We start from the raw sequence: 26,281 nt of genomic DNA on the forward strand, positions 1-26,281 counted from the left end.
GAACCCCGCAAAGGGTTCCGGGGCCTCGGCGTCGGTCCGGCCGGTCAGTCCTCCGGCAGCCCCACCGCCTGCCAGCGGTATGCCGCGTCTTCCTGCCACACCTGCAACTCGCCCTCCACCACCGCCGCCAGGCACAGCCTCCAGTCATCGCCCATGGCCAGCGCGACCCGGGTGGCCGGACGCAGCGTGGGCCGCCACCAGCGCGGCCGACGGGAGGCGCCGCCGGCCGGCAGCCGCAGCCGTACGCCGCCCGCGCCGGCCAGTGCGACGGTCGGGCCGCCGCGGTGGCCCACCATGGCGATGCCGAGCGAGGGCTCGCCGTCGCCGATCTCGGTGCCCGCCCCGGCCGCGCCGAGGGTGTGCAACTGGACCGAGCCGTCCGCCCGCAGGGTGGCGGCCTGCGGTCCGGCGGAGGTGCGGGCCAGCGCCCCGGCGCGCAGCGGCCCGGCCGGGCCCACCGGGACGGGCGGCCGCGCGGCGCCGGGCCGCCAGCTCAGCACCCGCTCGCGGTGCTCGACCAGCAGCAGCCAGGCGCCGGGCCGCTCCTCCTCGGCGGCGAGCACCCGGTCGGCCGGGCAGCCGGGGTGTTCCTGCCCGGTCAGGGTGCGGCCGGGGGCCCAGCGGTAGGAGCGCAGCGCGCCGCCGGCCGCCGTCCAGACCGTCATCTCCCCGGTCGAACCGACCGCGCCCGCCAGGCCGTTGACCCCGCGGGCCGCCTCCCACCAGCCGGTCGCCGTACCGACCCACAGGGTGCCGCCGCGGTCCTCGGCGCAGACCACCAGCTCGCCCTGGGGTCCGGCCCAGCCGGCGCTCAACTCCCGTACGGCGGACAGGCCCTGGCCGGCCGGAAGGCGCCGGTCGCGGCTGCCCGGCCCGGCCAGCGCGGTGCCGTCGGCGCCGCCGGTGACCACCAGCGGCCCCCCGGCCGGGTCGGGCAGCACGGCCAGACCCGCGGTGCGGGCCACCGGCCGGTGGCCGCGCAGCAGTTCGCGGCCCCGGGCGGCCCACGGGCCGAGCGGGGAGGGGCGGCGGTCCGGCTCGCGGGCCAGCGGCTCGCAGGCCCAGCGCGCCAACTCCTCGCCGTAGCCCGCGGCCAGCAGCTCGGCGCGGGCCTGCTCGGCGGCCAGCCGGTGGTCCAGCCGGCCGTGGTCGGGCAGCAGCAGGGTGCGAGCGAGGGTGCCGACCGCGAACAGGTCCTTGGCGGTGGTCGGGAAGCCGCCCACCTGCTCGGCCTCCGGCGGGACGTGCCCGGGGGTGAACACCGCGACGGTCAGGGTGTGGTCCAGCGGGGCGAGGAAGGTCAGATCGATCAGCTTGACCTGCCCCTGGCCGTCCACCAGGACGTTGGCGGGGGAGATGTCGCGGTGCACCCAGCGCTTGCGGTGCAGCTCGTCGACGATCCGGCAGAGCCGGGTCAGCACCTCCGCCACCGCCGACGGGCCGCCGCGCTGGCCGCGCGCCCAGGTGTGCAGCGGCGCGCCCTCGACCCAGGGCGAGATCTGGTAGCCCAGCAGCGCGCCGCCGGGCGGGGTTCCGGGCCGGTGCGGGGAGGGGCCGAGCAGGAAGCTGGGCACCACCAGGTCGGTGACGCCCAGCCGGTGCGCGTTGTGCGAGACGTCGTCCCAGCGGCCGAGCCAGCGCCGCACCTCGGTCGGGTCGCGCTCCAGCATGATCTTGGCGGCGACCAGTTCCTTGCGCCCGTTGTGTCCGGTGCGAACCGCCCGCCACACCTCGGCCTCACCGCCCCGGTGGTGGAACTCCAGGAGTTCGTACTGCTCCGGGTCGAACTCCGGCCCGAACCGGAGCCCGGGCACCCAACGCGACTCCGACACACGACCCCCGACGCTACTGACCGCTGTGGACGCGCTGTTGGCGCGCTGCTGTTGAGCCGCTGCCGTACTGCCGTTCCGCCGGCGACGCGATGCCCAGGATAGTGCTCTTTCCTGTTCGTCCGTCCGATCGAGGGCCTATTCTGATGGCGCCCGGGCAACATCACGACACGAAGTCAACTCATGATCGCCCAAAGGCAGTTGATCATGCGATGGTCGGTGTCCGAACACAGGGGGACGGTGCATGGCACTGATAGCGGTGCTGCTGGTCGTGCTGGCGCTGGCCGGTGCGGCCGCCGTCGTCCTGGCCCGCCGCCGACGGACCCTGGACGCCGCGGCAGTGACGAAGGCCCTGGCCGCGGCCGCCGAACGGCTCGCCGCCGGCCGGGCCGCCCAGGCCCGCCGCCGCTACGCCCGGCTGGCCCGCCGACTCGCCGACGCCCCCGAGGAACTGCGCCCGCAGCGCGGCCTCGCCCTGCTCGGCCAGGCCGACGCCACCGCCCCCACCGGCGACCAGCAGGCCACCCTCGCCCTGCACCGCGAGGCCTACCCGCTGCTCGCCGACCCGGCCCGGCAGCTGCCCCGGTGGAGCCTGCGCCGCCTCGCCGAGGAACGGATGCAGGCCCCCGACGGCGACCTCGGCCCGCTGCTCGCCTTCCTCCAGGCCACCACCGCGGGCGCCGAGCCCGGCGAGGAGGCCGAAGCCGCCGCCCGCACCGTCGACTGGCTGCAGCACCGCTGCCGCGAAGGCACCCCCGACCAGCGCGAACACGTCACCGCCGCCGCCCTCGCCGCCCTGCCCGGCCGGGACTGGCCCGTGCTCGCCCGGGCCGCCCTGCTGCGCGCCACCGACCGGGCCGCCGACGCCGAGGCCCTGCTCGCCGCCGCCGCCCCCACCGGCAGCGGCGAACTCTGGTTCCGCTGGGGCGCCCAGCTCTACACCCTGCACCGCGACCGACCCGCCGTCACCGCCTTCGACGAGGCCCTGCGCCGCGGCCCCGGCGACCCCTCCCCGTGGGGGCGCGGCCCGGCCCTGCGCACCGACAGCCTGCTCTTCCGCGGCCTGGCCCGCCAGCGCCTCGGCGCCACCGAGGAGGCCTGGGCCGACCTCGCCGCCGCCGCCGGCGAGAGCCCGACCGACCCCCGCCCCCGCTACGCCCTCGGCCGGCTCGCCCTGCTGCTCGGCGCCGACGAACCGGCCCGGGAGCAGTTCACCGCCGCCCTGACCGTCCGGCCCGACTTCGCCCCGGCCCGGCTCGGCCTCGCCCTGGTGCACGAGCGGGCCGAACGCCCCGCCGAGGCCGCCGCCGACTACCGGGCCGGCCTCGGCGGGGCCCCCGACTGGCGCCCCGCCAGGGTCCGGCTCGGCGCCGCCCTGCTCGCCGCCGGCCAGGCCGAACAGGCCGAGCCGATCCTGCGCGCCGAGGCCGACACCGAACCCGGAAGCCGCTGGACCGCCGTCGCCGCCTTCCACCACGGCCTCGCCCGCGCCCGCGCCGACGACCCGGCCGGCGCCCTCGCCCGCTGGGAGTCGCTCGACGACGAGGACCTGGGCCCCCGCCGGGCCCTGGCCCGCGACCGGCTCGCCCGCACCCGCCTGGCCACCGACCCGACGGCCGCCCGCGAACTCTGGCAGCAGGCCACCGCCGACCACCCGGCCGCCCCCGGCTACCGGGCCGCCCTGCGCGAAGCAGCCCTGCGCGAGGCCGCCCACCTGCTGGTCACCGGCCGGGACCACGCCGAACCGCGCGGCCGCGCCGCCGCCGCGCTCGCCCTCGCCGACACCCTGCCCGGCGCCCTCACCCACCGCCAGGCCCGGCTGCGGGCCGCCCTCGCCCTGGCCGAGGGCACCCCCGAGCCGGTCACCACCCTGCTCGACGCCGGCAGCGGCCTGCGCGACCGCTACCACCTGGCCGCCGTCGCCCTGCTGGCGGGCCGCCCGGCCCGGACGATCGCCCTGCTCGGCCCGCCCGACCCGGCCGGCGACCCGGCGACCGCCCGGCTGCGCGCCCTGCTCGCCGAACGGGCCGGCAACTGGGCCGCCGCACTGGACTGGTACCGGTACTTCCTGGCCTCGGGCACGGCGGCGGGCGCGGCGCCCACCGGCGACTGCGCGCTCTGCGACCGCCCCGCCGCAGGCACCTGCGGCGGCTGCGGCCGCGAGGCCTGCACCGACCACCAGCACACCCCCGAGGCCGCCGGCTCGGCCCGCTGCGTGCGCTGCGCCGCCCCCGCCCTGCGCGCCGTCCTCGACTGCGCCCGCCGGGCCGGCACCCCAGAAGAAGCCGAACCCGTGCTCGCCCGCTGGGCCGAGGCGCTCGGCGAGGGCGCCGCCGCCGCGCCCGTCCGGCTCGACCTCGCCCTGCTGCGCGCCGAACTCGGCCGGCTGGACGAGGCCCTGGCCGGCCTGCCCGCGGACGCCGGGACGGCCCGCGCCGCCGTCCTGGTCCGCCGGGCGGGCGCCGCCCTCGCGGCCGGGCGGCTCGGCCCGGCCGCCGTCGACCTGCGCCAGGCGCTCCGACTCGCCCCCGGACACGAGCTGCCGGGCCGCGAGCGGGCGGCCGGCGCGCTCGTCCTGCTGGCCGAGCACGAGGCGCACCAGGCCGCCCTCGACGGCCGCCACCGCGAGGCCTGGGAGGTCTACCGGGAGCTGCTGGTCAAGGACCCGGCCCACCCCCGGCTGCTGCACGCCCTCGGCCTGGCCGGCTACCGGCTCGCCGCCGCCGCTGCCTCCGGCACCCCTGATGCGCCTGACGCCCCCGGCGCCCCCGACTCCCCCGGCGAAGAGGTCTGGGCCTGGACGCTCGGCTGCCTGGTCGCCGCCCTGCACCAGCCCGAGCTGTGGACCGAGTCCGCCCGGATCACCGGCCGCACCGCCGAACCCCAGCGGCTGGCCGCCGCCCGCGCCGCCCTGCTCGACCGCCTCCGCGACGACCTGCGCGCCCTGGACCGGGCCGCCGGGCGCAGCGGCGACGAGGTCACCGCCTGGACGCTGCGCCTCGGCATGGAGGCGCACTGCGCGGACGCCTTCGCCCAGGAGGACATCCGGATCACCCTGCCCGGCCGCCCGGCCCGCCGTCTCGCGCTCGGCCCCGCCCTCGAAGGGCTGCTCCGCGACGATCCCGAACTCCCCGGCTGGGCCGAGGCCTTCGAGCAGGCCGTACGGGCCTGGCGGCGGCCCGCCGGCCCCGACGCGCCCGCGCCCACCCGGGCCCTCGGCCTGTTCGGCGACCTCGGCGCGCAGCGCTACCTGCAGCTCCAGGGCCGGCAGGCCGCCGCCGTCGCCGCCCTGGACGCGGTGCCCGAACAGCGGCGCGGCGAGGACTGGCAGTCGCTGCTCGGCGAGTCCCTGGTCAGCCAGGCCCGCGAGCACCACCGCAACCAGGACTGGCGCGAGGCCCTGGAGAGCCTCACCCGCGCCCGGTCCGTCCCCGGTGCCAGGCTGCCCGCCGACGCCGCCGCCATCGCCGCCGAGTCCGGCCTGCGAGCGGCCCGCGCGCTGCTCAAGAACAACCTGGACGACCAGGCCGGGGCCGCCGAACTCCTGGAGAAGGCCCTGGTGTTGGCCCCCGACGACCCCGAGGTGCAGGGCGACCTCGGTGCCACCTACGCCCAGTGGGCGCGCAAGATCAACAACGAGGACAAGGACTACCCCCGCGCCCTCGCGCTGCTGGAGAAGAGCCTGGAGCTGGCACCCGACGACCCGACCGCCCGCCACTTCCTGGAGGCCGCCCTCGGCAACCGGGCCGGCCAGCTCAGCCACGCCGACGCCACCGACGCGGAACTCGTGGAGGCCGCCGAAGCCTGGCGGGCGCTGATCGAACTCAACCCCGATCCGGACCACCGGCTCGGCCTCGCCTTCGTGCTGCGCCAGCTCGCCCGCTCGGCCGCCTTCGCCGACGACCGCCGGCGCGCCGTCGAGTGGATGGCCGAGGCGCTGCGCGCCGACCCGGAATGGGAAGGCGGGGTCGAACAGGAGGCCCCGCGCCGGGTCTCGGTGATGCTGGCCAACCACGTGGTGGACGGTATGGAGGACCAGCCGTTCACCGACCAGGCCGCGATGCTCCAGAAGGCCAGGTCCTACGACGACTCCACCGACATCCGCCGGCTGATGGTCAGCGTCTGGCGCGGCAAGGCCATCAGCCACTACGAGGGCCGCCGCTACCGCGCGGCGATCCGGCTGCTGGAAGAGGCGCTCGAACTGTCCGGCACCGCGGAGGACACCGACAAGCTGCGCCGCGAACTCGGCATCGTCTACGGCTCCTTCGCCGTCCAGCAGGCCAATGCCCGGAAGCTGCGCGAGGCCCGTGACCTGGCCCGCAAGGCCGTCGAGTACAGCCCGGACGACGTCGAGCTGCACGTCATGCAGCGGCGGATCAACTCGCTCTACTGACGGCAACCGCACGGCAGTTGGCGTCGTCCTAGACCGTACGCCGCAGACCGCAGACCGTCACCCGGGCCGCCACCCCGAGCCGTCCCCGACACCGTGAGGAGAGAGACCGCCCGCCATGCCACTGAACGAACCGTCGCCGTACGAGGTCCTGGGCATCCCGCTCACGGCCGGCGTGCGCGAGATCAACCTCGCCGTCGGACCGGCGATGCGGGCCGGCCGGTACACCCGCCAGCAGATCCAGGAGGCCGCCGCGCTGCTGCGCAGCCCGGACCGGCGCCTGGAGGCGGACCTCCAGCAGCCCCTCCCTCCCGAGCCGGTCGACCAGGCCGCCGAGTTGCTCGCCCCCGCGCTCGCCGAGCCGCTGCTGGTGATCGAGCGCCCACCGCTGCCGCCGGCCGCCCTGCCCGCCCTCCACCGCGCCGAGCTGGCCGCCGACTTCGCCGAGCCCGCCCCCGGCGGCGCCGACCCCGAACCACCCGTCCCCGCCCGCTACGCGGCGGACCTGTCCGTGCTGCCGCAGATCGAGGTTCCCGAATGACCGACGCACCCGCCGACGCACCCACCGGCACGCCCGCCGCAGACCCGCTCGACGGCCGCCGGCGGCTGGAGATCCCGCCCGGCGTCGACGACGTCGACCTGGAGCAGGCGTTCGGCCGGCTGCTCTTCCGGGCCTCGCTGCTGGGGAGCAAGCTGACGGAGCAGAAGCAGGCCGCCCGGGCCGAGCAGCGCGAACTGCTGGGCATCCTGGTCGAGGTGGACGACGCGCTCGCCGCCCTCGGCCTGGACCGCGAGCTGGTGGCGCTCGGGCGCGGCGCCGGACTGGAGGCCACCCGGCGGCGGTTGCTCGGGCAGCTCGCCAAGGCCAAGGTGCGGCCGATGCGGCTGGAGGGCATGACGGCGGACCCGGACCTGACCGAGATCGTGGGCACCGAGCCCCGCGCCGGGGTGGCGCCGGAAACGGTGGTGCGGACGGTGGTGACCGGGTTCTTCTGGGGGGACGAAGTGCTGCGCCGGGCCCAGGTGGTGGTCGCCGCGCCGGAGCCGGAGCCGGACCCGCAGCCGCGGCTGGAGGACGGGGCGGCGGAGGCGCACTTCCCGGTCCCGCTGCCGGAACCGGAGACGCCCGAGGCCACCGAAGCCGCCCCGCCCGCCACCGCCGCCGATACCGCCGACGCCACCGCGCCGGTCACCCGGGCCCAGCCCAAGGCGGCCCCGCCCCGGGCCCGCCGCCGGGGCAGGGCCGTGGCCAAGCAGGCCAAGCGCAAGAAGTAGCCAGGACCACGAGGGGCAAGAGGGGAACGACATGTACCGCACACTCGGCATCGACCTGGGCACCACCAACTCCGTGGTCGCCCACCTGCGCCGGGGCGAGCCGGAGATCATCTTCAACCGGCAGAACCAGGAGGCCACGCCGTCCGTGGTCGGCAGTGGCCGCAAGGGCGAGCTGCTGGTGGGCTCCACCGCGCGCAGCCGGATCGCCGTCGACGGCGTCAACGTGATCCGCTCGGTCAAGCGCTTCATGGGCCGCAAGTTCAAGGACCCGCAGGTGCAGGCGGCCCTGAAGGAGGTGGACTACAAGGTCACCGCGGGCACCGACGGCGACGTCAACGTCTGGTTCAACGGCCGCTCGTACACCCCGATCGAGATCTCCGCGATCATCCTGCACCGCCTCAAGGAGGACGCCGAGCAGCGCTTCGGCGAGCCCTTCCACCGCGCCGTCATCACCGTCCCCGCCTACTTCGGCGAGCGGCAGGTCGCCGCCACCCAGGAGGCGGGCCGGATGGCCGGCCTGCACGTGCTGCGGATCATCAACGAGCCGACCGCCGCCGCCCTCGCCTACGGCATCACCTCCGAGGCGGGCGACGAGGGGCGGACCGTCCTGGTCTACGACCTCGGCGGCGGCACCTTCGACATCTCCATCCTGCTGCTGGTGCCCGGCTCGGTCTCGGTACTCGGCATCGAGGGCGACAACCTGCTCGGCGGCGACGACTTCGACCGCGGGATCACCACCGCGCTGCTGGAGGACATCCGCGAGGAGTACGGCGCGGAGTACCAGCCCGACCTGCGCGACCGTCCGAAGATCGCCGCCACCGCCGAGACCATCAAGATCGAGCTCTCCAACCAGGAGTCCTCCGAGGTCATTCTGCCGGGCCTGGGCGCTGGGCAGCTGGTGCTGGAGACGGAGTTCGAGCGGGCCCGCTTCGAGGAGCTGATCGAGGCCCGGATCGAGCGCACCATCGAACTGACCCACAAGGCCATCATGCAGGCCAACCTGACGGTCGGGGACATCGACGAGGTGGTGCTGGTCGGCGGCTCGACCGCGATCCCGCTGGTCGCCCGCCGGCTCGGCGAGGTCTTCGGCCCGCGCCGGATCCGGCGCGGCGTCAACCCGATGCAGTGCGTGGCGCTCGGCGCGGCCGTCCAGTCCGCGCTGGTCGGCGAGGTGGAGTGCCCCGAGTGCCGGGCCCCCGGCGACCTGTCCGCCTCCAACTGCGCCAACTGCGCCACCACCCTGCTCGGCGGCGCCCGGGTCTCCTGCCCGACCTGCCACATCCCGGTCGACGCCGACTCCGCCGCCTGCCCCAAGTGCGAGCGGGCGCTGGACGGTTCGGGCGCCACCGGGGCCGGCGCGACGGTCCCGCAGCAGACCCGGGCCACCGCCGTGGTGCACGGCGGCAACTGCCCGCGCTGCGGCACTCCGGCCGCCCCCGGCGTCACCGCCTGCGAACTGTGCGGCGAACCGCTCAACTCGGCCGCCCCCGGCCACACCAAGGTGGCCGGCACCGCCGCCGAGGACGTGGGCCTGCGCTGCGCCTCCTGCGGCCTGGTGAATCCGCCCGGCTGCGAGGTCTGCCCGGGCTGCGGCGAGCTGGCGCAGGTCACCAACCCGTTCGACATCACCCCGAAGAACCTCGGCATCGAGCTGAACGACGGCCGCCTCGCCGTCATCATCCCCAAGAACACCAGCTACCCGACGAGTTCGCCGGTCAGCCGGGAGTTCGTGGTCTCCGGCAGCGGCCGGCAGCGGCTGGAGATCGCGGTCTACGAGGGCGAGCACGAGATCGCCCAGCAGAACGAGTTGATCGGGCACCTCACCCTGCGGCTGCCCGAGGGCCTGGGCGGCCGCACCCCGGTGGAGGTCTCCTTCGGCCTCGACCGGGACCGCACCATCACCCTGTCGGTGCGGATCCAGGGCGGCGCCGAGAAGACCGTCAAGCTGGAACGGGTCACCCTCGACCCCGAGTTGAAGGTGCAGGTCGAGGAGCAGCAGCGGCAGATCGAGTCCTTCACCGACCGCTGGGGCGGCGAGCTGACCGAGGCCGAGATGCGCGAGGCACAGCGGCTGATGGACAGCCTGGACGACCTGGCGGCCGGGCAGACCCGCGGCCGGTCGGTGGACGCGGCGCTGGAGCGGGCCCAGCAGCAGCTCAAGGCCCAGCGCTGGGTGCGCGGTTCGGAGGCGTACCTGAGCCTGTTCATCCACTACTGCGAGAAGCACCTCGATCCGAGCGACCTGGACCGGCTGCGGTCGGTGGCCGCGGAGCTGCGGCTGCGCCGCGAGGCCGCCGACTGGGAGGGCGCGGTGCGCGCGGCCCAGCGGGCGGACGAGCTGTGCGACGCGCTCGGGCACACCATGCGGATGCTGACCATGTGCAACGTCTACGTGACCCAGAACATGGTCTCGCCCGCCCTGGGCCAGCTGATCATGGCCGAGCTGCGCGGGCTGGACGAGGCGGTGGAGGCGCCCAACATGGCGGAGGTCAACACCCACATGTCGAATCTGCTGGCCCTGTACGCGCAGGCGCAGCGGGAGCTGGGGAGCGAGCCGGCCCAGGAGTCGCTCGGCCCGGTCCGCCCCGAGGAGGCGGGGCCGCGATGAGCGCTGTGGACGCCTTCCCGCAGGTCCCGGCGGTCCCGGTGGCCCCGGGGGCCCAGGGGGTCCAGGGGATCCCGGACGCGCCCGAGGTGCCGTGTCCGCTGTGCAGGGTCCCGGCGGATCCGCAGACCCTGCGCTGCCCCTCCTGCCGGGAGGACCTGTCGGTGCTGTTCCGGCTGCGTTACGCCGGACGGATCGACTACAACCGGGCGCTGGACGCCCTGGCGGCCGGGAACGAGTCGCTCGCCCTCGGCCTGCTGCACCGCGCGGTGGCGGCCGAGCCCGGGCTGTATCCGGCCCGGGAGCTGCTGGAATCACTGAACGTCGCCGCTCCCGCGGTGGCGGCGCGGAGGGGGCGGGAGGCCGACACGCCCTAGGACGGGGCAATCCGGCGTGCGGAGGAGCTGATCGCTTGTGATCGTGGGCGAGGTGTGATCGTCACACTTCGACCCGCTCTGCTCACAAGGAGTGACGCAATGCGTATGCGTACCACCTTCGCCGCCGCCGCCCTCGCCGCCACGGCGGTCCTCGCCGGGGCCGGCACCGCCTCCGCCGGCGAGGCCACCGCCAACGGTGCCGCCATCGGCTCGCCCGGCATCCTCTCCGGCAACGTGATCCAGGTGCCGATCAACCTGGAGGCCAACGTCTGCGGGAACTCGATCGGCATCATCTCGCTCCTCAACCCGGTCACCGGCAACACCTGCATCAACAAGTGACCCCGCGCGCTGGGGCCGCCCGTCGACCGACGGCCGGCCCCAGCGCCGCGTGCGCACCCCCGTTCGGGGGTGGCGGCGCGGGGCCGGGGCCCGCGACCATGGTCCCCGTCCCGCACCGCCGTCCCCAGGAGCCAGCCCGTGCCGACCACGCCGACCCCGCGCAGCTACGCCTCCGGCACCTCGGACGTCCCGCTGCTCGGCGACACCATCGGGGAGAACCTCGACCGCGCGGTGCGCGCCTTCCCCGAGCGCGACGCCCTGGTCGACCGGGCCACCGCCCGCCGCTGGACGTACGCCGAACTCGCCGCCGACGTCGACGCCCTGGCGCTCGGACTGCTGGAGCTCGGGATCGCCAAGGGGGACCGGGTCGGCATCTGGGCCCCCAACTGTGCCGAGTGGACGCTCACCCAGTACGCCACCGCCAAGCTCGGCGCGATCCTCGTCACGGTCAACCCGGCCTACCGCTCGCACGAGTTGGAGTACGTGCTCAACCAGGCCGGCATCCGGCTGCTGGTCGCCGCCGAGCGCTTCAAGACCTCCGACTACGCCGGGATGATCGAGGAAGTCCGCCACTGCTGCCCGGAGCTGGAACGCGTGCTGCTGCTCGGCAGCCCCGCCTGGGAAGCCGTGACCGCCGCCGGCGGGCGGGCAGACCCCTCCCGACTCGCCGAGCGTCAGGGCGAGTTGGCCCCCGACGACCCGATCAACATCCAGTACACCTCCGGGACGACGGGCTTCCCCAAGGGTGCGACGCTCTCGCACCACAACATCCTCAACAACGGCTACTTCGTCGGCGAGCTGCTCAACTACACCGAGCAGGACCGGATCTGCATCCCGGTGCCCTTCTACCACTGCTTCGGCATGGTGATGGGAAACCTGGCCGCCACCTCGCACGGCGCCTGCACGGTCATCCCCGCCCCCTCCTTCGAGCCCGGCGCCACCCTGGCCGCCGTCGCCGCCGAACGCTGCACCTCGCTGTACGGGGTACCGACCATGTTCATCGCCGAACTGGCCGACCCGGACTTCGACCGCTACGACCTCGGCAGCCTGCGCACCGGCATCATGGCCGGCTCGCCCTGCCCGAGCGAGGTGATGAAGGAGGTCATCGGCCGGATGGGCATGACGCAGGTGTCCATCTGCTACGGCATGACCGAGACCTCGCCGGTCTCCACCCAGACCCGGGTCGACGACCCGGTCGAGCGCAGGGTCGCCACGGTGGGCCGGGTCGGCCCGCACCTGGAGGCCAAGGTGGTCGACCCGGCCACCGGCCGCACCGTCCCGCGCGGCGAACCCGGCGAGCTGTGCACCCGCGGCTACTCCGTCATGCTCGGCTACTGGGGCGAGCCCGAGCGCACCGCCGAGGCCGTCGACGCCGCCCGCTGGATGCACACCGGGGACCTCGCGGTGATGGACGAGGACGGCTACCTCGCCATCACCGGCCGGATCAAGGACATGGTGATCCGCGGCGGCGAGAACCTCTACCCGCGCGAGATCGAGGAGTTCCTCCACGCCCACCCGGACATCCTCGACGTCCAGGTCATCGGCGTGCCCGACACCAGGTACGGCGAGGAGCTGATGGCCTGGATCCGGATGCGGGAGGGCGCCGAGCCGCTCACCGCCGAGACCGTCCGCGCGTACTGCGCCGGCCGGCTCGCCCACGTCAAGATCCCGCGCTACGTGCACGTGGTCGAGGAGTTCCCGATGACGGTCACCGGGAAGATCCGCAAGGTCGAGATGCGGGCGGAGGCCCAGCGGATCCTGGGGCTGTAGTCCCCGGGCCCCGGCCCGGGCGCCCCTCCGCCCGGGCGCGTCCGGGGAGCGCGGTGGCCCGCCCGGCGGGAGAGTGTGATCATGCCCCTCGACGTCACAGTGGAACGCCTGATCCCCCTCCCGCCCGCCACGGTCGCCGCCTACGCGATGGACTGGCGCCACGACCCCGAGTGGACCCAGGGCATCCGCGACGCCACCCTCACCCGGGAGGCCGACACCGGCGGCTTCGGCGCGGGCGCCGAGATCACCCGGACCGCGCGCTTCCTGGGCCGGACCTTCTCGTACGTGCTGCGCGTGGCACGCCACGACCCGCCGACGCTCCTCGACATGGTCTCCGTCGCCGGACCGATGCCCATGCGCGTCACCTACACCTTCGAGCCCACCCAGGCCGGCACCTTCGCCCGCATCCGCGTCCGCGGCGGCTTCCGCCTGACCGGGCCGCTGCTGTCCCGCCAGGTGCGCACCGCGCTCACCGCGGACCTGCGCGCCCTGGAGGGACGGCTCACGGGGTGACCGCCCTCCCGTACGGACCTGCGCTTCCCCTCCCGCCGAGGGCCCTCAGGGGGTGTTCCTCAGGGACCGGTCCGGGCCGCCGCCCTCCAGGATCTCCCGCAGGTCGGCGACCGCCGCCGGGACGCCGTAGGACTCCGCGACAGCGACCGGGTTGATCACCACTTCGTCGATACCGGCCTCGAAATGGCGCTCGATGCCCGCCCGGATCTCTCGGAGACCGCCGAACAGGAAGACGCCCTCCTCGACCAACTCCCGGGCGGACGACACCGGGTCGGACACATCGAGGTCCAGACCCGCCCGGCGCAGCATGTCCACGTAGTGGGGCGCACACAGATGAACTCTGGTCCCGCGCTGGGCGAGCACCATCGCACTGCGCCCCGGCCGGTCCAGCACGGCATGGACGACGGTGACGATCCGCGGCCGCTCCCGCCCGGCGTCGCGGGCGCCCTTCTCCAGTGCCGGAGCCAGGACGTCCCGCACATAGTCGGGCGGCGTCAGCCAGGTGATCGCCGTGTCGGCCACCGAACCCGCCGCCCGGGCCATGCCGGGGCGCAGCACACCCGCGCCGACCTCCGGCGGCGTGGTTCCGGCCGGCGCCGACATCCTGGGCAGCACCACCCCGCGCATCGGGAACAGCGGCCCCGAGTGGTGGTCCAACCGCCCCTCGTGCAGCAGCCGGCGCAGGACGTCCAGGTACTCCGCCACCGCCGCCGCCGGACGGGCGTAGGGTGCGCCGTGCAGCGCGGCCACGAAGCCGGGCTCGCCCGCCCCGTAACCCACCACCGGCGGATGGCCCGTCAGCACGCCGAGCGTGCGGGCCTGCACGGCCGCATCGTACGGATGCCGGAGCGCCGTCAGCGCCACGGACAGGCCGACCGGGATCCGGCAGCCCGCACCCGCCAGATACGCCAGCACATGATGCGACTCCAACGCCACCGACTGGCCCAGCCAGAGCCGCGCGGCGACCCCCTCCCGGACCAGCTCGGCCAGCGGCAGGACATCCCGTGGGTCCTGGACCTGGACGGGATACAGCACCGAGACCTTGCGCGAACTCGTCATCCCCGCCACCTCAGACCAGCACTTCCGCATCCGGCACTTCCGCATCCGGCACATCCGCAAGCGGCACATCCGCAAGCGGCACATCCGCAAGCGGCACATCCGCAACCGGCAGGGCCGGCGAACCGAGGTTGCGGGCCGGCTCGGCGGGGGACGCCGACGCCTCGCGCAGGGCCTGGGCGACCTGCTCCTCCAGCGACGGGCCCGCCGGATCGGTCGCACGGCGCACGACACCGTCGGCGACCGCCGCCGCCCGGTGCTGGCCGAAGCTGCGCCCGCCCCAGCCGTCCCGCTCGTCGCGGGGCTCCCAGGCGAGCGCGACACCGGGGCCCAGCGGGGTGGCGAAGACCGACGTGTCCCCGGCGACTCCCGGAAGGCTCGCCACGGCGTCCGCGAGCACCGGCGCGACGGCCGCGTCCGCGGCGTCGAGGTACACCACCGCGGCGTCCCGTCGCGGATACGTCCACGGACGGGACAGCACCTTCGCCCGGTACCGCACACCCAGGCCCGCCAGCCGCTCCAGCAGCGCCCGCCACACCGGCGGGGCGGCACCGGGTTCCGCCAGGTGCACGTACAGCCGCAGCAACTCGCCGGCCCGGACCGGCGAACCGTCGGGCCCGTCGACCAGCAGGAAGCCGGGCGACAGCGCCGGACGCACCGCCGGAAGCTCGACCACGCAGGGCCTGCCGACGGCCGGCGGCCCGTCCGAGCGCACCGCGCCGGGCCGCACGCCGACCAGCACCCGGCCCAACTCGACCCGCACCGGACCGTCCGCCCCGCCGTCGGCTGCCTCGACCGGCGAGCGGAGCACACCCGCCGCGACGGTCCGGGTGTGGCCGGTGGCCGCGATCAGCTCGCGCTCGAAGGTCTCGCTGCGCCGCGGCATCCGGGCCGGGCCCTCCTGGCGCACGATGCCGGCGTGCCAGCGCTCGTACAGCAGGCCGGCCAGCGCCGAGCGCAGTTCGCCCCAGGTGTCCGCGGCGACCACCAGGTCGTCGTCGACCTCGACCCGCGGCGTGCTGTCGGTGATCCGCAGGCCGCCGAGCGCCGCGCGCAGGGCCGGGGAGAGCGGGGCCGGGGAATGCTGATGGGACACGATCGTCTCCTGATCCCGTTGTCGATCCGTACGAATGGGCGTGGGCCCGCGGTCAGTCCTGGACGAGGCCGAGCACCTCGGCGGACCGGAGCGGGTCGAGCAGCGCGTTGCGGCCCACCCCGGCGGCCCCGCGGAGGACGGCGGTGAGGCGGTGGGCGAGGGTCGCCGTGGCGATCGTGCGCTCGAACAGGTGCCAGCCCGCGTACCGGGTCACCCGAGCGGTGAACTGCCTTTCGTCGGCGTCGGGTTCGGAGCGAACCCGGCGGTAGCCGGACCAGAACGCGGCGATCTGCGGACGCACCGCGTCGAGCTGTTCGGTGCCGCTGCGCATCAGCGCCTCGTGGACCTCGGCGGGCGGGACCGGGGTGTCCGGCCCGAGGCCCGCGAACATTCCGACGGCCGCCCGATGGAGCCATTGCCCGACGTACGCGCCGACGTCCCGGGCCGGGTCGGCGATCCGGAACTCCTCCCAGTCCGTCAGGTACAGGTCGTCGCCGGACAGCAGGAACTGGTCGAGCCGCAGGTCGCCGTGGATCGGCACCGCGGGCGCGGCCGCGCTCGACCCGGCGAGTTCCCGCAGGGCGGCCCGGACCCGCTTGTCGTGCTGCAGCATCGACCACACCTCCAACTCGCCCCCGCTGGCGGCGGCGTAGTCCTCGGTGGTCAGCTCGACCAGCCGGGCGGTGGACCCTTCCCGCCCTCCGGTGGCGGGTTCGGGCAGGTCGGCGGGGTGGACCGGCATGCGGTGCAGTTCCGCGAGCGCTAGGCCGGCCCGGTGCGACAGCGCGGCGTCGAAGCGGCCCTGATCGGCGAGCAGGTTGCCCGGCACCGCGTCGACCAGGCGCTCGTGCACCAGCAGCAGGGCCCCGGGGTCGGCGCCGAGGAAGGCCGGCGAGTGCCAGTGCTCCGGAGGGCGACCGGCGGCCAGCACCTGTTCGAACGCACGGGCCCGGTCGAAGCGTTCGGCGGCGAGCGGCTGCGCGAGCCGCTTCACGAACACCTCCCGGCCGTCGGTGGTCGGGCCCGCCCAGTTGTCGTTCCGTCCGGGCCGGCTGATGGGCGTCCGGTCCGCGAAGGGTGCCACGCCCAGGCGTTCGAGAGCCTGGACGACATCGGGGACGTGGTCGAGTGGAACCGGTGCGAAGACGCCGGCGGGGTCCATGTCGGGGACCGGCCCCGTCGGCGTTCCGGCCGTGTCCCGGATCGCGGTGATCGTCGCTGCCATGGGAGCCACGGTAGGCGGCGGCGTCCCCTGACGGGCAGCCGCACGGTCCTGCCAGGCACGGCCCGCGGCGGGGGCGGCAGAGCCCTGCCGGACGGGGTCGTGCGCCGCACGTCCCTGCCGGACGGCGGGCGGAACGGTGAGGTTCCGACCGGACGTCGGACGTGTCGGCAGGGAACTGGCGGGAGATCCGGATCCGCCTCCCCGGGGGCGCAGTTGTCTGCCTCTGGGCGGGTGGGGGCGGCGGCTGGTGTGCTGATGGTGCTGCAACCGGCAGCGGACGTGTGAACGAATGGAGTCAGCATGGACAGCAGCGACCTGATGGGTGGTTACTCCGCCTACACCACGCCGGGTGCGGCCCGGAACGACCTGGTGTCGATCCCCGACGGGACGGAGGGGTTCACGCCCGTCGTCACCATCATCTCGGTGATCTCGATCATCGTGAGCCCGGCCACCATGTCCCTCCTGTAGGAGGGGCGCACCGAGCGTCCGGCTCGGGCTCCCACGGCACGGACCCCGTGCCGCCGCGATCCCGGGGCGGCCGGGCTCCGTGCCCCGTACAGCCCGTCTACCTGACCGAGCCCGAAGGGCGAGGTCCCCGCGGTGCTGCAACCGGCAGCGGACGTGTGAACGAATGGAGTCAGCATGGACAGCAGTGACCTGATGGGCGGTTACTCCGCCTACACCACGCCGGCGGCCGCGCGGAACGACCTGGTGTCGATCCCCGACGGCACGGAAGGGTTCACGCCCACGCCCACGATCACGATCTCGATCTCGGTGTTGGTCACCGTCATCGTGAGGGGCTGCAACTGAGCGTTCGGCTAAGTGTCGTGGCGCCGGCACGGTCCTCGGGCCGTGCCGGCGGCGGCGTTCGGCACTCAGCGTTCCCGGGGGGTCGACGCGGTGCGGTGGACCCAGCCGGCGATCGCCACGCGGGAGGAGCAGCCGAGCTTGCGCATGGTCTCGCGGATGTGGTTCACCACGGTCCATTCGGAGATGGTCAGTTGCCGGGCGATCTGCTTGTTGCTCAGGCCCTCGGCGATCAGCCGGGCGACCTCGTTCTGACGAGGTGTCAGCACAGTGTCGGCGGACGGCTCGGCCGCCGTGGCCCGGGAGGACACGGCGGGCCGGTCCGGAACGGGTTCCGACGGGTCGCCGGGCGTCCGCGCGGCGACGCATCCGAGCGCGAAGTCACGGATCAGGTCGGGGAGTTCGACCACCGCACCGGCCGCCATGGCGGCGAGCGACTCGCGGTCGCCGAGCAGTAGCCGCCGCTCGACCCGGCCGACGGTGAAGTCGGGTTCCGTCGGGTCGTCGAGCAGGTGGCGCCGGACGGTGTGGAAGCAGCCCAGCGCCCGGGCGACCGCGGCGGCGCGCGCGGCGGGGCCCGGCAGCAGCGGGCTGCCCATCAGGGCGAGGAGCGCGCCGAGCGCGGCCGGGGCTCCGAGGGGGCGCAGTGTGGCCAGTGCGCGGTCGAGGTAGTTGGTCGAGTCGGCCGCTCGTCCCGCCGCCGCCGCGAACGCGCTCAGGTGCAGCAGCGCGAGGCCGGCGACCAGGTTGTCCCGGGCCTGGATGGCCTCGGCGAGCGCGCGGGTGGCGAGCGCGGCCGCGGTGCCCGCGGAGCGGTGGAGGAACTCGGCCAGCGCGGTGTCGAGCAGCCGGCGACGGGCCAGGTGGCCGCCGTCGGCGCCCGGTTCGATGGCCTGGTGGAGCAGTGCGAGCCCCTCGTCCGGGCGGCTCGGGGTGATGGCGATCCCGCGCAGGTGCGTGATCCTGACGGTGAACCCGCCGTCCGCCGGGTCCTCGTGTCCCGCGTCGCCGGGCCGAACCCCGTCGAGGATGGCCAGCGCCGCTTCCGGCTCGTCGTTGCGGACGGCGGCCTCGGCCAGCAGCAGGGCCGTCCGTCGCCGGCTGTCCCGGTCGGCGTCGGGGCCGCCCAGCGAGGCCAGTCCGGCGGGCCAGTCGAACGGGGTGCCGATCGCGTAGTGGTACACCCGGGACAGCTCGGCGAGGTCGAGCGCCTCTTCCGCGAGCCCGGCGGCCACCAGTGTGTCGAGCGCCCGGCGGATGTTCCCCTCCTCGCTGCGGAACGCGATGATCCCTCCCGCCTGCGGGCCGCCCGTCATGAGGCGGACGGTGGATCCGGCCAGCCGGGCGTGGTGCCGGGCGTGGGCGAGCCGGACGTCCTCCAGTCCGTTCGCCGGCTCACCCGTCTGTTTGTCCGGTCGGTACGACCAGCGGCCGAAGGAGAGGTGCAGCCGGGTTCGGGTGTAGCCGTCGAGACGGCCCGAGGGAAGCGCGGAGAGGCTGAGCAGGTGCCGGCCGAGCAGTGACTCCAGGGCGGCCGGGTACTCGTCGAGGCCGACCCCGGAGATCTGCCGGAGCGACTCGGGTCCTGCGCCGCCGCTGAACACGCGGGCGCAGGCGAGCAGTCGGCGTCCGGCGTGGCTCAGGCCGCGCAGCGCCTCGGGTTCGGTGTCGTCCGGGCCGTACGCGTCCAGTAACCGGGCGAGGCCGTCGATGGCGGGCCGGGGCCGGTCCGGAAGCGCTCCGGCCCGGGACTGGCCGTCGAGGGCGGCCCAGAGGACCTCCGGCCCCTCCAGGGCCGCGATCCGTGCGGCCAGGCCGATCGCCCCGGGGTTGCCGTGGAGTTCCACGCAGGCGCGGGCGACGGCCAGTTGGTTGTGGCGCTCGACCTGGAAAGCGGGGTTGAAGGCGCGCAGGCAGGCCACGAAGAGCTCGACGGAGGGCACCGAGGCCAACGCCTCGACGTCGATGGCGCAGCAGTCCAGCGGCACCGGGAGTGGGGGAACGCTCCGGTGTGCGAAGCCGTCCTGCGCCACCGGCCGGCGCGCGGTGACCAGGGCCTTGACGCCCGTCCCGGCCAGCGCCCGGGCCAGCCGGGCCAGGACCTGCCGGTCGGGGTCGCGTCGCGCGCCGTCCAACAGCAGTACGGACGGGGCGTCGTCGGATTCGCGGGTTCGGGTGATCCAGCGGCGCAGGCCGTCCGCCCAGCCGTCCCCGGGTGCCGGCGCGATCCGGCCGATCGTTCCGCCGGTGCGGGTCCGGTGGGCGAGCGCGACCTCCTCGGCGAGCCGGCTCTTGCCGATCCCCGGCGCCCCGGACAGCAGCACGCCGTCGATGTCCGGCCGTTCGAGAACGGCCAGTACCTCGGCGAGCTCGCCGGCCCGCCCGACCGTCTCCATCGGGAACGGGCCGGTGGCGGCGGGCGGTCGGGCGACGGTCGGCGGTCCGGTCCCGGACAGCCGGTCGGCGGCCGTCGCTGCCGCGTCGGCGAAATCAGCGGACGTCATACGCGTCTCCAGAACGTGCCGGCGCGGTGGGTGACCCGGCCGTGTGGGTTCATTGTGACGGGCCGGTCGGCTCGGGCGTCGCGCCGGTGGCGCGCATCGGCCCGGCCGGCCAGGGCTGATCCTCGATCAGAGCGCTTGCTGGGCAAGGGAGTTGGTACATCGCGTGGATCCGGCGGCGGATCGGCTCCAGTGGGTACTGGTCGGCGTAGATGACGAGTTTGACCGTCACCCCTTCCAGCAGGCTGCGGAGCATGATCCCCTCCAGGTGAGGGTCCTCGGCCCCGCGGGAGTGGAACAACTCGCGGAGCCGCTCCTCCAGTTCGCCGAGCAGCCGGTCCTTCCTGGCCTCCGCCGCCGCGTACAGCGGGTGCGTCCCCGGATCGATCATGAGGCCCAGGGCCATCTGCTGGATGTGACGCGTGCGGTGGGCCGCCAGCAGTGCGCGGTCGATGATGGCGGACAACCGTTCGTCCGGAGTGCCCTCGACGTCCAGGAGCTGGTCGATGCCCTCCAGGTAGCGGTCCAGCAACTCGTCCGCGAGAGCGTGCTTGGTCGGGAAGTAGTAGCTGATCAGCCCGCGCGAGACACCTGCCTGCTCGGTGATGTCGGAGACGGTGGCCTGGTGGAAGCCCTTCCTGGCCAGGACGTCGATGGCGGCGGTGACGATCCGTTCGCGGGACGCTTCCCGCAACCGGGCGTTGACATGAGGTGAGCGAGGTGACACGCGGGCTCCAGGGCTTCGGCCGCCATGACGGTTGACTGTACAGACATCCAGTCAACAGGACCAGACCGTCTGCTCGTTCGCGCCCGGAAGTACGTCAACGAGTCTGTGGCGTGCAAGATGCCCGGGTCGAGCCGGATCCGACGGTGGCACCACTGCGAACGGGATCGCGTCCCGGCGCCCGGCGTGGAGCAGCTTCACCCCTCCGCCTCCGCCTGGCATTGCCACGGGCCCGACCGGCGCAAACAGTGATGGCCGACGAGGATCTCCGTCCTCGTCGGCCATCGGTGCTCGTGGCGGTTACCGCGCGCCCCACTCCTGGTCGGTCGGCACGATCTCGCGGCCGAGCGGCATCAGCGAGATCGGGATCATCTTGAGGTTGGCCCAGCCGAAGGGGATGCCGATGATCGACAGGAACAGCGGGATGCTGGTGATCAGGTGCCCGATCGCCAGCCACCACCCGGCGAAGACCAGCCAGATGACGTTCCCCACGCAGGACGCCGGCCCGGCGTCCGGCCGTTCCACCGCCGTGCGCCCGAACGGCCACAGGATGAAGCCGGCAATCCGAAACGAAGCAATGCCAAATGGAATGGTAATTACGAGAAGGCAACAGATAATTCCGGCGAGCACGTAGGCAAGAGCCATCCAAATGCCGCAGAAAACCAACCAGATGACATTGAGGATAAACTTCACTGCACTCATGCTTAGTACCTTCTCACGGCTGATGGCGTTGCACTACGACCGTGCCATGCCCGTCGGCGAGCGTGTCTACGCCCTTAGGGGTCGTTCCTCAGGGATCGGTCCGGGCTGCAGCCTCAGATAGGGACTCCTTCGGATTCAGCGCCCGCCGAGGAGGGCCAGGTGCGCGGCGGCCGACATCGAGAGACTGCCGAGTACTGCCTTCTCCTTCGTGGCAGTGCCGAGCGACGGGACCGGACCCATCGACCGAGGTCACAATCACGTCCGCCAAGTGCGGGAACAGCGAAGCCAGTTCAGTCGAGCACCGTCAGCAGCTACCCACCGCCGGGACGAGATGATTTCCGGCTACGAAAATCTTGCCAGAGCCCAGATCAGTACGCGGACAGATGCCGTGGCGAGTCTCGCCGACCTGCAGCCAGGCGATCTCGCGGGCGGCGGCGCGGGCCGAGCGCAACGCTGCGAGCGCGGCAGGATCGATGCCGGCCAGCAGTCGCCACGCGGTCTTGTGTGGAGGCGACCGGGTCGAAGACCTCGGGCTGGTCGCGCAGCGGCGCGAGGTTGGCGATCGCCTCGCCGTCGTCGGCGAGGATCGTGACACGCGTATTGATCGTCTCGGAGCGTCTGATCACCGGCTTGTCGCAGGCCATGATTGCTGACCTGACGGCCGAGTTGGGCCCGGTCTGGCAAGCCCGGGACACAATCCAAGAGCTGAAGCCCTGTCATGGTTACTGCAACGGTGCTTAGAACTGCTGACAAAATGAGGTGAAGGATGCCCTCCGGTCGGGTGAGGATCTCTCCGTACTCGCCGATGAGAGGGTAGCTATGGGCGACAGTCCTCCGAGGAAGCTCGTCTCCCTCGCCGATGACGAGGGGACCAGCGTCACCGTCAACGTTCTGGGACGTAACTCCAGGTGGCCTGCTGGCCTTGATGCCGAGATCGTCGTCAAGACGCCCTTCGTGTCCGGCCGCATCGACCTGGCGTTGTACGTCTCGAAGCTGGAAAGCTGGGCGAACGCGCTGGAGAGGCTCGACGCCGGCGAAGACGTCGCTTGGATGGAGATGAGCAGAGGGCCGTCCATCTTCATCCAACTCACCGGCGAGCGTGACTGCCCGGAGGTGGTCGTAGAGGACGAGTCGGGATCCATGGTCACCGTGCGCGTCCCGCTCGTCCCGCCGGACGACTGGATTGCCGACCACCGCCAACGCCTGCACCAGGTGATGAACTACTGGGTGCCAATGCTGTCAGGGTAGGGAGACGAGCCGCCGCCAGCAGATGAGCGCACGGCCGAGGGCCAGGAAGGCTTCGTGGATGTCGAACTCGGCGCTCCACCTTCGGCAACAGCGGCTCGACCACCGCCCACAGCTCGTCATCAACATGCCACGGCTTCGGCCGAGCCACCCCACACCCCCGGATCAACGGTCCCGGAGCGGTCCAACCACCTTGAAGATCATTTCGTTAGGAGTTCTTAGGCGCCGGGTCGGACGCTCTTGAACGCAGGCGGATGCAACTGGGACTGCAACTGCTGGAGCGTCCGCCGCACGATGCCTGACCTGCGATACGCCGGCCTCATAACGCATCCCGCAATCGGCCAAGCCTCAAGGGGAGACGGGCCTGCGGTCAGGATCCTTTGGCGTCCTCAGCCAGGCCGCGATCGTTCAATTGAGCGAGGGAGCCGACGTACTTGAGCATCAGGCGGGCGAACTCCAGGCGGTCGCGCTCGGCCCAGTCGGCGGTGATGTACTCGAACGCCGCGCGCTGGTGGCGCCGGAAGCGCGCCATGAGGTCGGCGCCTTCGGGGCTGAGCAGGAGGACGGTGCGGCGGCCGTCCTGCTGGGAGGCGGCACGGATCAGGTAGCCGGCCTTGATGTTGTCGGCGACCATCCGGCTGGCGACCGAGGGGTCGACGCCGAGGAGTTCGGCCACGGCTCCGACGGTGATCTCCTTGTCGGAGTCCCGGGTGTGCTCCAGGACGATGTTCAGGACCAGGGTGCGGCTCAGGTCCTTGGCCGAGATGGGGTTCTCGACCTCCAGCAGCGAGGTGCGGCGCAGTTTGGAGAACGCGGGGCCCACGGCGTTCAGCAGCTCCTCGGCCATCTGCGGTTCGTTCGTCGTCATGCACCCATCGTAATGTCCGTGAGCAGCCGAAGGCATGTGTTGACGGGAAATTATGTGCATGCAATCATGCATATGTCACGAGCATGCTTCGAACTCTCTGAGAGTCTCCATGACCATCCTCATCACCGGCGCCCGCGGCAAGGTCGGCCAGGCCGTCATCAACCGCCTGCACGCCGCCGGCCTGCCCGTCCGCGCCGCCAGCGCCAAGCCCGCCGAGCTGGCCGTCCCGAGCGGCGTCGACGTCGCCGAAGTCGACCTCAGCCGGTCCGAGACCCTCCCGGACGCGCTCGACGGCGTGCGCCAGGTCTTCCTCTATCCCCAGCCCGATGGCATCGACGCCTTCGTCGAGACCGCACAGGCCGCTGGCGTCGAGCACATCGTCCTGCTGTCCTCCTCCTCGGTCCTGGCCCCCGACGCCGAGACCGACCCACTTGCCTCGCACAGTCTCCACGTCGAGCGCGCCCTCACCATCGCCAACCTGCCCTGCACCTTCCTGCGCCCGGACGCCTTCGCCAGCAACGCCCTCGGCTGGTCCTACTTCATCGGGCACGGCCTGCCGATCCAGCTCGCCTACCCCGACGCGCACATCGCGCCCATCCACCCCGAGGACATCGCCGACATCGCCGTCGAAGCCCTGACCGACACCGCCCTCCGCGGGCGCGCGCTCACCCTCACCGGCGGCCAGTCCCTCACCTTCCGCGAGCAGATCGCCGTCCTGGCCGACGTCCTCGACCGCGACATCCGCGTCGAGACGATCACTCACGAGCAGGCCGAGCAGCAGATGGGCCGTTTCATGCCGGCCCCGATGGCCAGCTCCCTGCTCGCCCTGTGGGCTGCCGCCTCCGCCGGCCCCGCCCCCATCGCCGACACCAGCCAAACCCTGCTCAGCACGCCCGCGCGCACCTTCCGGCAATGGGCGACCGAGAACGCCGCCGCGTTCACCGCGTTCGCCGCGCGCTGACGTCCGCCGCTCCCGCGCCCTGCTCGGCCCACCCGACTTCACTGAAGGACCATCACCATGAAGCCCATCGGCTACTGGCTCAACCGCACCGACAAGGCCCTCACCCGCTACATGAACGGCATGCTCGACGAGTTCGGCCTCACCCGAATCTCCTGGCAGGTCCTCAGCGTCATCCGCGACACCCCCGACGCCGCCGACACCGACGTCCACACGGCCCTCGCACCCAACGCCGACCTCTCCACCCTGACCGCCGCCATCGACACCGCTCTCGCCGACGACTGGGCCACCCGCCCCGCACCTGGCCGGCTGGTGCTCACCACGAACGGCCGCCAGCGCCTCGTCGCCGTCGAGGACCAGATCAGCGCCTTCCGCGAACTGTCCATGACCGGCATCACCACGGAGGAGTACCGCACCGCCGTCAGCGTCCTCGAATGCATGACCCACAACCTCGAGACCCGCTGATCACGGTCGTCGACCGGCGACTGTGACCACCGCGTGCGGTCGAGCAGTTTTCACCCACAGTTGGTCAGGCATCAACGGCCAGCGTGCGGAAATGCCACCAAAATTGGAGGAACAGGTGCGGCCCGGTGTCGGCCCGTTCCCCGCTGCCCCCGAAGGATCGGCCGCTTTCCTCCCATGCCCCTCGCCTCCGCCATGCCCGTCATGCTGACCGCCTCCGAGCCACCGGCTGAAGAAGATGGCCTACGGCCACAAGACCCCGCATCAGACCCGGCAGCGAGCAACCGTCGTTCTGCTGGCCGCCCGGGGGCGCTCCAACGCCCGGATCGCCGCGCAGACGCGGCTACACGTGGACACGGTGCGTACCTGGCGGGGCCGGTTCGCGGCTGGCGGCCTGCCGGCCCTGGCCGACCGTAAGCGGTCCGGCCGGCCGGTCTCATTCACCGCGCTGCAAGTTGCCGAGGTCAAGGCGCTGGCTTGCCAGTTAACCGCCAGGACCGGCGCGCCGCTGGCACGCTGGTTGTGCCCGGAGCTGGCCCGGGAGGTGGTTGCCCGGTCCATCGCCGGGTCGATCTCCACTTCCACCGTGCGGCGCTGGCTCAAGCGGGACACGCTCAAGCCCTGGCAGTACCGGTCCTGGATCTCCGTACGCGACCCCGCCTTCCGGCCCAAGGCCGCACGCGTGCTGGATCTGTACGCCCGAACCTTCGACGGCGCCCCGCTGGGCCAGGACGAGTACGTGCTCTCCGCGGACGAGAAGACTTCCATCCAGGCGCGCTGCCGCTGCCGCCCGACCCTGGCACCCGGGCAGGCCCGGGCGATGCGCGTCAACCACGACTACAACCGCGGCGGCGCCCTGGCCTACCTGGCCGCCTACGACGTCCATCGCGCCCGTGTCTTTGGCCGCTGCGAACCCACGGCACAGCCGTTCCAGTGGAGGTTCACCACCTCCGACCTGGATGATCTGCTGGCCAGCCTCGACCGGCGAGCGCCAGCCGGTCGCCGTCGCGGCGCACGAGCCAGTTCCGCGGGCCGAAGTCGCCGTGGCAGTAGGCGAGCGCGGTGGGCGGGGGCTCGGCGCGGGTGCCCTCGGCTAGGACCTCGATGTCCTCGTCCGACAGACGGGCGTCGCGGGCGCGAGCGATTGCCCGATCGGCGCGCTCCGACAACACCCGCATTCGTCGGGCCGGGTTTGGCCGCGTATCGCGGACGGTCAGGATGAGGCCTCGGATGCTCCACGGCGCTTGGATCGCCGGTGGAGGACGGCGGCTGCGGCAATGGCGGCGGCGAGGGCTGCGGCGATTGCGGCGGTGATCAGGCCGACGCCCGCGGGGTGGGTGGTTTGTGTCAGCGGGGCGGCGGATGCCGGCGGTGGAGGGGCCTGCGGGGGGGTTGCGACGGCGGAGGCGTCCGTTCCCGGCGGGGTGGTGGCGGCGGAGGCGGTGGTTGCGACGGCGGAGGCGTCCGTTCCCGGCGGGGTGGTGGCGGCGGAGGCGGTGGTTGCGACGGCGGAGGCGTCCGTTCCCGGCGGGGTGGTGG

At 73.6% G+C, this 26,281-nt stretch carries 22 protein-coding genes and 3 pseudogenes; 14 read left to right on the forward strand and 11 right to left on the reverse strand.

The features are described 5' to 3' along the window. Positions 1-44 precede the first annotated feature (44 nt). Positions 45-1,832 carry a serine/threonine protein kinase gene (locus tag ACWGKU_RS29945; protein ID WP_452180072.1) on the reverse strand — a complete coding sequence of 596 codons (1,788 nt, stop codon included), beginning with the start codon at positions 1,830-1,832 and terminating at the stop codon, positions 45-47. Positions 1,833-2,073: 241 nt separating this feature from the next. Here ACWGKU_RS29945 and ACWGKU_RS29950 point away from each other — a divergent pair, with 241 nt between their 5' ends. From ACWGKU_RS29950 to ACWGKU_RS29985, 8 genes are all read left to right on the forward strand, one after another. Next, positions 2,074-6,222, forward strand: coding sequence for a hypothetical protein (locus ACWGKU_RS29950; protein ID WP_452180073.1), 4,149 nt, complete (start codon positions 2,074-2,076; stop codon positions 6,220-6,222). Positions 6,223-6,337: 115 nt separating this feature from the next. After that, positions 6,338-6,760, forward strand: coding sequence for a hypothetical protein (locus ACWGKU_RS29955; RefSeq protein ID WP_452180074.1), 423 nt, complete (start codon positions 6,338-6,340; stop codon positions 6,758-6,760). Further along, positions 6,757-7,494: a nucleotide exchange factor GrpE gene (locus ACWGKU_RS29960; protein WP_452180075.1), complete on the forward strand. Its 738-nt coding sequence runs from the start codon at positions 6,757-6,759 to the stop codon at positions 7,492-7,494. The genes ACWGKU_RS29955 and ACWGKU_RS29960 overlap by 4 nt, the downstream gene beginning before the upstream one ends. Positions 7,495-7,525: 31 nt before the next feature. After that, positions 7,526-10,102: an Hsp70 family protein gene (locus ACWGKU_RS29965; RefSeq protein ID WP_401053510.1), complete on the forward strand. Its 2,577-nt coding sequence runs from the start codon at positions 7,526-7,528 to the stop codon at positions 10,100-10,102. Next, a complete protein-coding gene (locus tag ACWGKU_RS29970) occupies positions 10,099-10,476 on the forward strand; it encodes a hypothetical protein (protein WP_452180076.1) in 378 nt (125 codons plus the stop codon). Before ACWGKU_RS29965 ends, ACWGKU_RS29970 begins: the two co-directional genes overlap by 4 nt. A gap of 99 nt (positions 10,477-10,575) precedes the next feature. Further along, on the forward strand, positions 10,576-10,815 hold the full coding sequence (locus ACWGKU_RS29975; RefSeq protein ID WP_359905472.1) for a chaplin: 240 nt from the start codon (positions 10,576-10,578) through the stop codon (positions 10,813-10,815). 138 nt (positions 10,816-10,953) lie between these two features. Continuing rightward, positions 10,954-12,585, forward strand: a complete 1,632-nt coding sequence (locus ACWGKU_RS29980; protein WP_452180077.1) for an AMP-binding protein — start codon at positions 10,954-10,956, stop codon at positions 12,583-12,585. An 81-nt stretch (positions 12,586-12,666) separates the two neighbouring features. Continuing rightward, positions 12,667-13,098 carry an SRPBCC family protein gene (locus ACWGKU_RS29985; RefSeq protein ID WP_401055364.1) on the forward strand — a complete coding sequence of 144 codons (432 nt, stop codon included), beginning with the start codon at positions 12,667-12,669 and terminating at the stop codon, positions 13,096-13,098. A 45-nt stretch (positions 13,099-13,143) separates the two neighbouring features. Here the strand turns inward: ACWGKU_RS29985 and ACWGKU_RS29990 are convergent, their stop codons facing one another. The 3 genes from ACWGKU_RS29990 to lxmK are packed head-to-tail and all read right to left on the reverse strand — an operon-like array spanning position 13,144 to position 16,475. Next, on the reverse strand, positions 13,144-14,157 hold the full coding sequence (locus tag ACWGKU_RS29990; protein ID WP_452180078.1) for an LLM class flavin-dependent oxidoreductase: 1,014 nt from the start codon (positions 14,155-14,157) through the stop codon (positions 13,144-13,146). A gap of 10 nt (positions 14,158-14,167) precedes the next feature. Then, entirely contained in the window at positions 14,168-15,250 is a 1,083-nt protein-coding gene (locus ACWGKU_RS29995; protein WP_452180079.1) for a T3SS effector HopA1 family protein, read from the reverse strand. A gap of 52 nt (positions 15,251-15,302) precedes the next feature. Further along, on the reverse strand, positions 15,303-16,475 hold the full coding sequence (lxmK, locus tag ACWGKU_RS30000; protein ID WP_452180080.1) for a class V lanthionine synthetase subunit LxmK: 1,173 nt from the start codon (positions 16,473-16,475) through the stop codon (positions 15,303-15,305). A 300-nt stretch (positions 16,476-16,775) separates the two neighbouring features. Between lxmK and ACWGKU_RS30005 the strand changes: the two genes are divergently transcribed. Together ACWGKU_RS30005 and ACWGKU_RS30010 are read left to right on the forward strand one after the other, a co-directional pair. Beyond that, positions 16,776-16,943 (forward strand): LxmA leader domain family RiPP, encoded by a 168-nt coding sequence (locus ACWGKU_RS30005; RefSeq protein WP_452180081.1) that lies wholly within the window; start codon positions 16,776-16,778, stop codon positions 16,941-16,943. A 174-nt stretch (positions 16,944-17,117) separates the two neighbouring features. Then, positions 17,118-17,285, forward strand: a complete 168-nt coding sequence (locus tag ACWGKU_RS30010) for an LxmA leader domain family RiPP (protein ID WP_452180082.1) — start codon at positions 17,118-17,120, stop codon at positions 17,283-17,285. A gap of 65 nt (positions 17,286-17,350) precedes the next feature. Here ACWGKU_RS30010 and ACWGKU_RS30015 read toward each other — a convergent pair whose 3' ends face one another. The 4 genes and pseudogenes from ACWGKU_RS30015 to ACWGKU_RS30030 all read right to left on the reverse strand — a co-directional run. Next, the gene (locus ACWGKU_RS30015) at positions 17,351-19,786 is read right to left on the reverse strand and encodes a LuxR C-terminal-related transcriptional regulator (protein ID WP_401050613.1); all 2,436 of its coding nucleotides are present in this window, start codon (positions 19,784-19,786) and stop codon (positions 17,351-17,353) included. A 49-nt stretch (positions 19,787-19,835) separates the two neighbouring features. Next, positions 19,836-20,477 (reverse strand): TetR/AcrR family transcriptional regulator, encoded by a 642-nt coding sequence (locus tag ACWGKU_RS30020; protein WP_452180083.1) that lies wholly within the window; start codon positions 20,475-20,477, stop codon positions 19,836-19,838. Positions 20,478-20,807: 330 nt separating this feature from the next. Then, positions 20,808-21,209, reverse strand: coding sequence for a YccF domain-containing protein (locus tag ACWGKU_RS30025; protein WP_380547632.1), 402 nt, complete (start codon positions 21,207-21,209; stop codon positions 20,808-20,810). Between the two features lie 373 nt (positions 21,210-21,582). Further along, positions 21,583-21,796: pseudogene (locus ACWGKU_RS30030) on the reverse strand (IS1380 family transposase); the annotation flags it as partial. A 172-nt stretch (positions 21,797-21,968) separates the two neighbouring features. Between ACWGKU_RS30030 and ACWGKU_RS30035 the strand changes: the two are divergent. After that, the gene (locus ACWGKU_RS30035; RefSeq protein ID WP_452180084.1) at positions 21,969-22,457 is read left to right on the forward strand and encodes a DUF5959 family protein; all 489 of its coding nucleotides are present in this window, start codon (positions 21,969-21,971) and stop codon (positions 22,455-22,457) included. 55 nt (positions 22,458-22,512) lie between these two features. On the opposite strand, the pseudogene ACWGKU_RS30040 reads toward ACWGKU_RS30035, so the two are convergent. Continuing rightward, positions 22,513-22,605 (reverse strand): annotated as a pseudogene (locus tag ACWGKU_RS30040) (IS5/IS1182 family transposase); the annotation flags it as partial. A gap of 219 nt (positions 22,606-22,824) precedes the next feature. Then, on the reverse strand, positions 22,825-23,322 hold the full coding sequence (locus ACWGKU_RS30045; RefSeq protein ID WP_452180085.1) for a MarR family winged helix-turn-helix transcriptional regulator: 498 nt from the start codon (positions 23,320-23,322) through the stop codon (positions 22,825-22,827). A 109-nt stretch (positions 23,323-23,431) separates the two neighbouring features. Between ACWGKU_RS30045 and ACWGKU_RS30050 the strand changes: the two genes are divergently transcribed. From ACWGKU_RS30050 to ACWGKU_RS30060, 3 genes are all read left to right on the forward strand, one after another. Continuing rightward, positions 23,432-24,283, forward strand: a complete 852-nt coding sequence (locus ACWGKU_RS30050) for an SDR family oxidoreductase (protein ID WP_452180086.1) — start codon at positions 23,432-23,434, stop codon at positions 24,281-24,283. 57 nt (positions 24,284-24,340) lie between these two features. Continuing rightward, complete coding sequence (locus ACWGKU_RS30055) at positions 24,341-24,745, forward strand: MarR family winged helix-turn-helix transcriptional regulator (RefSeq protein ID WP_401050065.1); 405 nt, start codon at positions 24,341-24,343, stop codon at positions 24,743-24,745. A 235-nt stretch (positions 24,746-24,980) separates the two neighbouring features. After that, positions 24,981-25,964 (forward strand): IS630 family transposase, encoded by a 984-nt coding sequence (locus tag ACWGKU_RS30060; RefSeq protein ID WP_452180087.1) that lies wholly within the window; start codon positions 24,981-24,983, stop codon positions 25,962-25,964. Here ACWGKU_RS30060 and ACWGKU_RS30065 read toward each other — a convergent pair. Next, positions 25,956-26,281: pseudogene (locus tag ACWGKU_RS30065) on the reverse strand (hypothetical protein); the annotation flags it as partial. The gene ACWGKU_RS30060 and the pseudogene ACWGKU_RS30065 sit on opposite strands and share 9 nt — an antisense overlap.

This window comes from Kitasatospora sp. NPDC054768 (assembly GCF_053612025.1).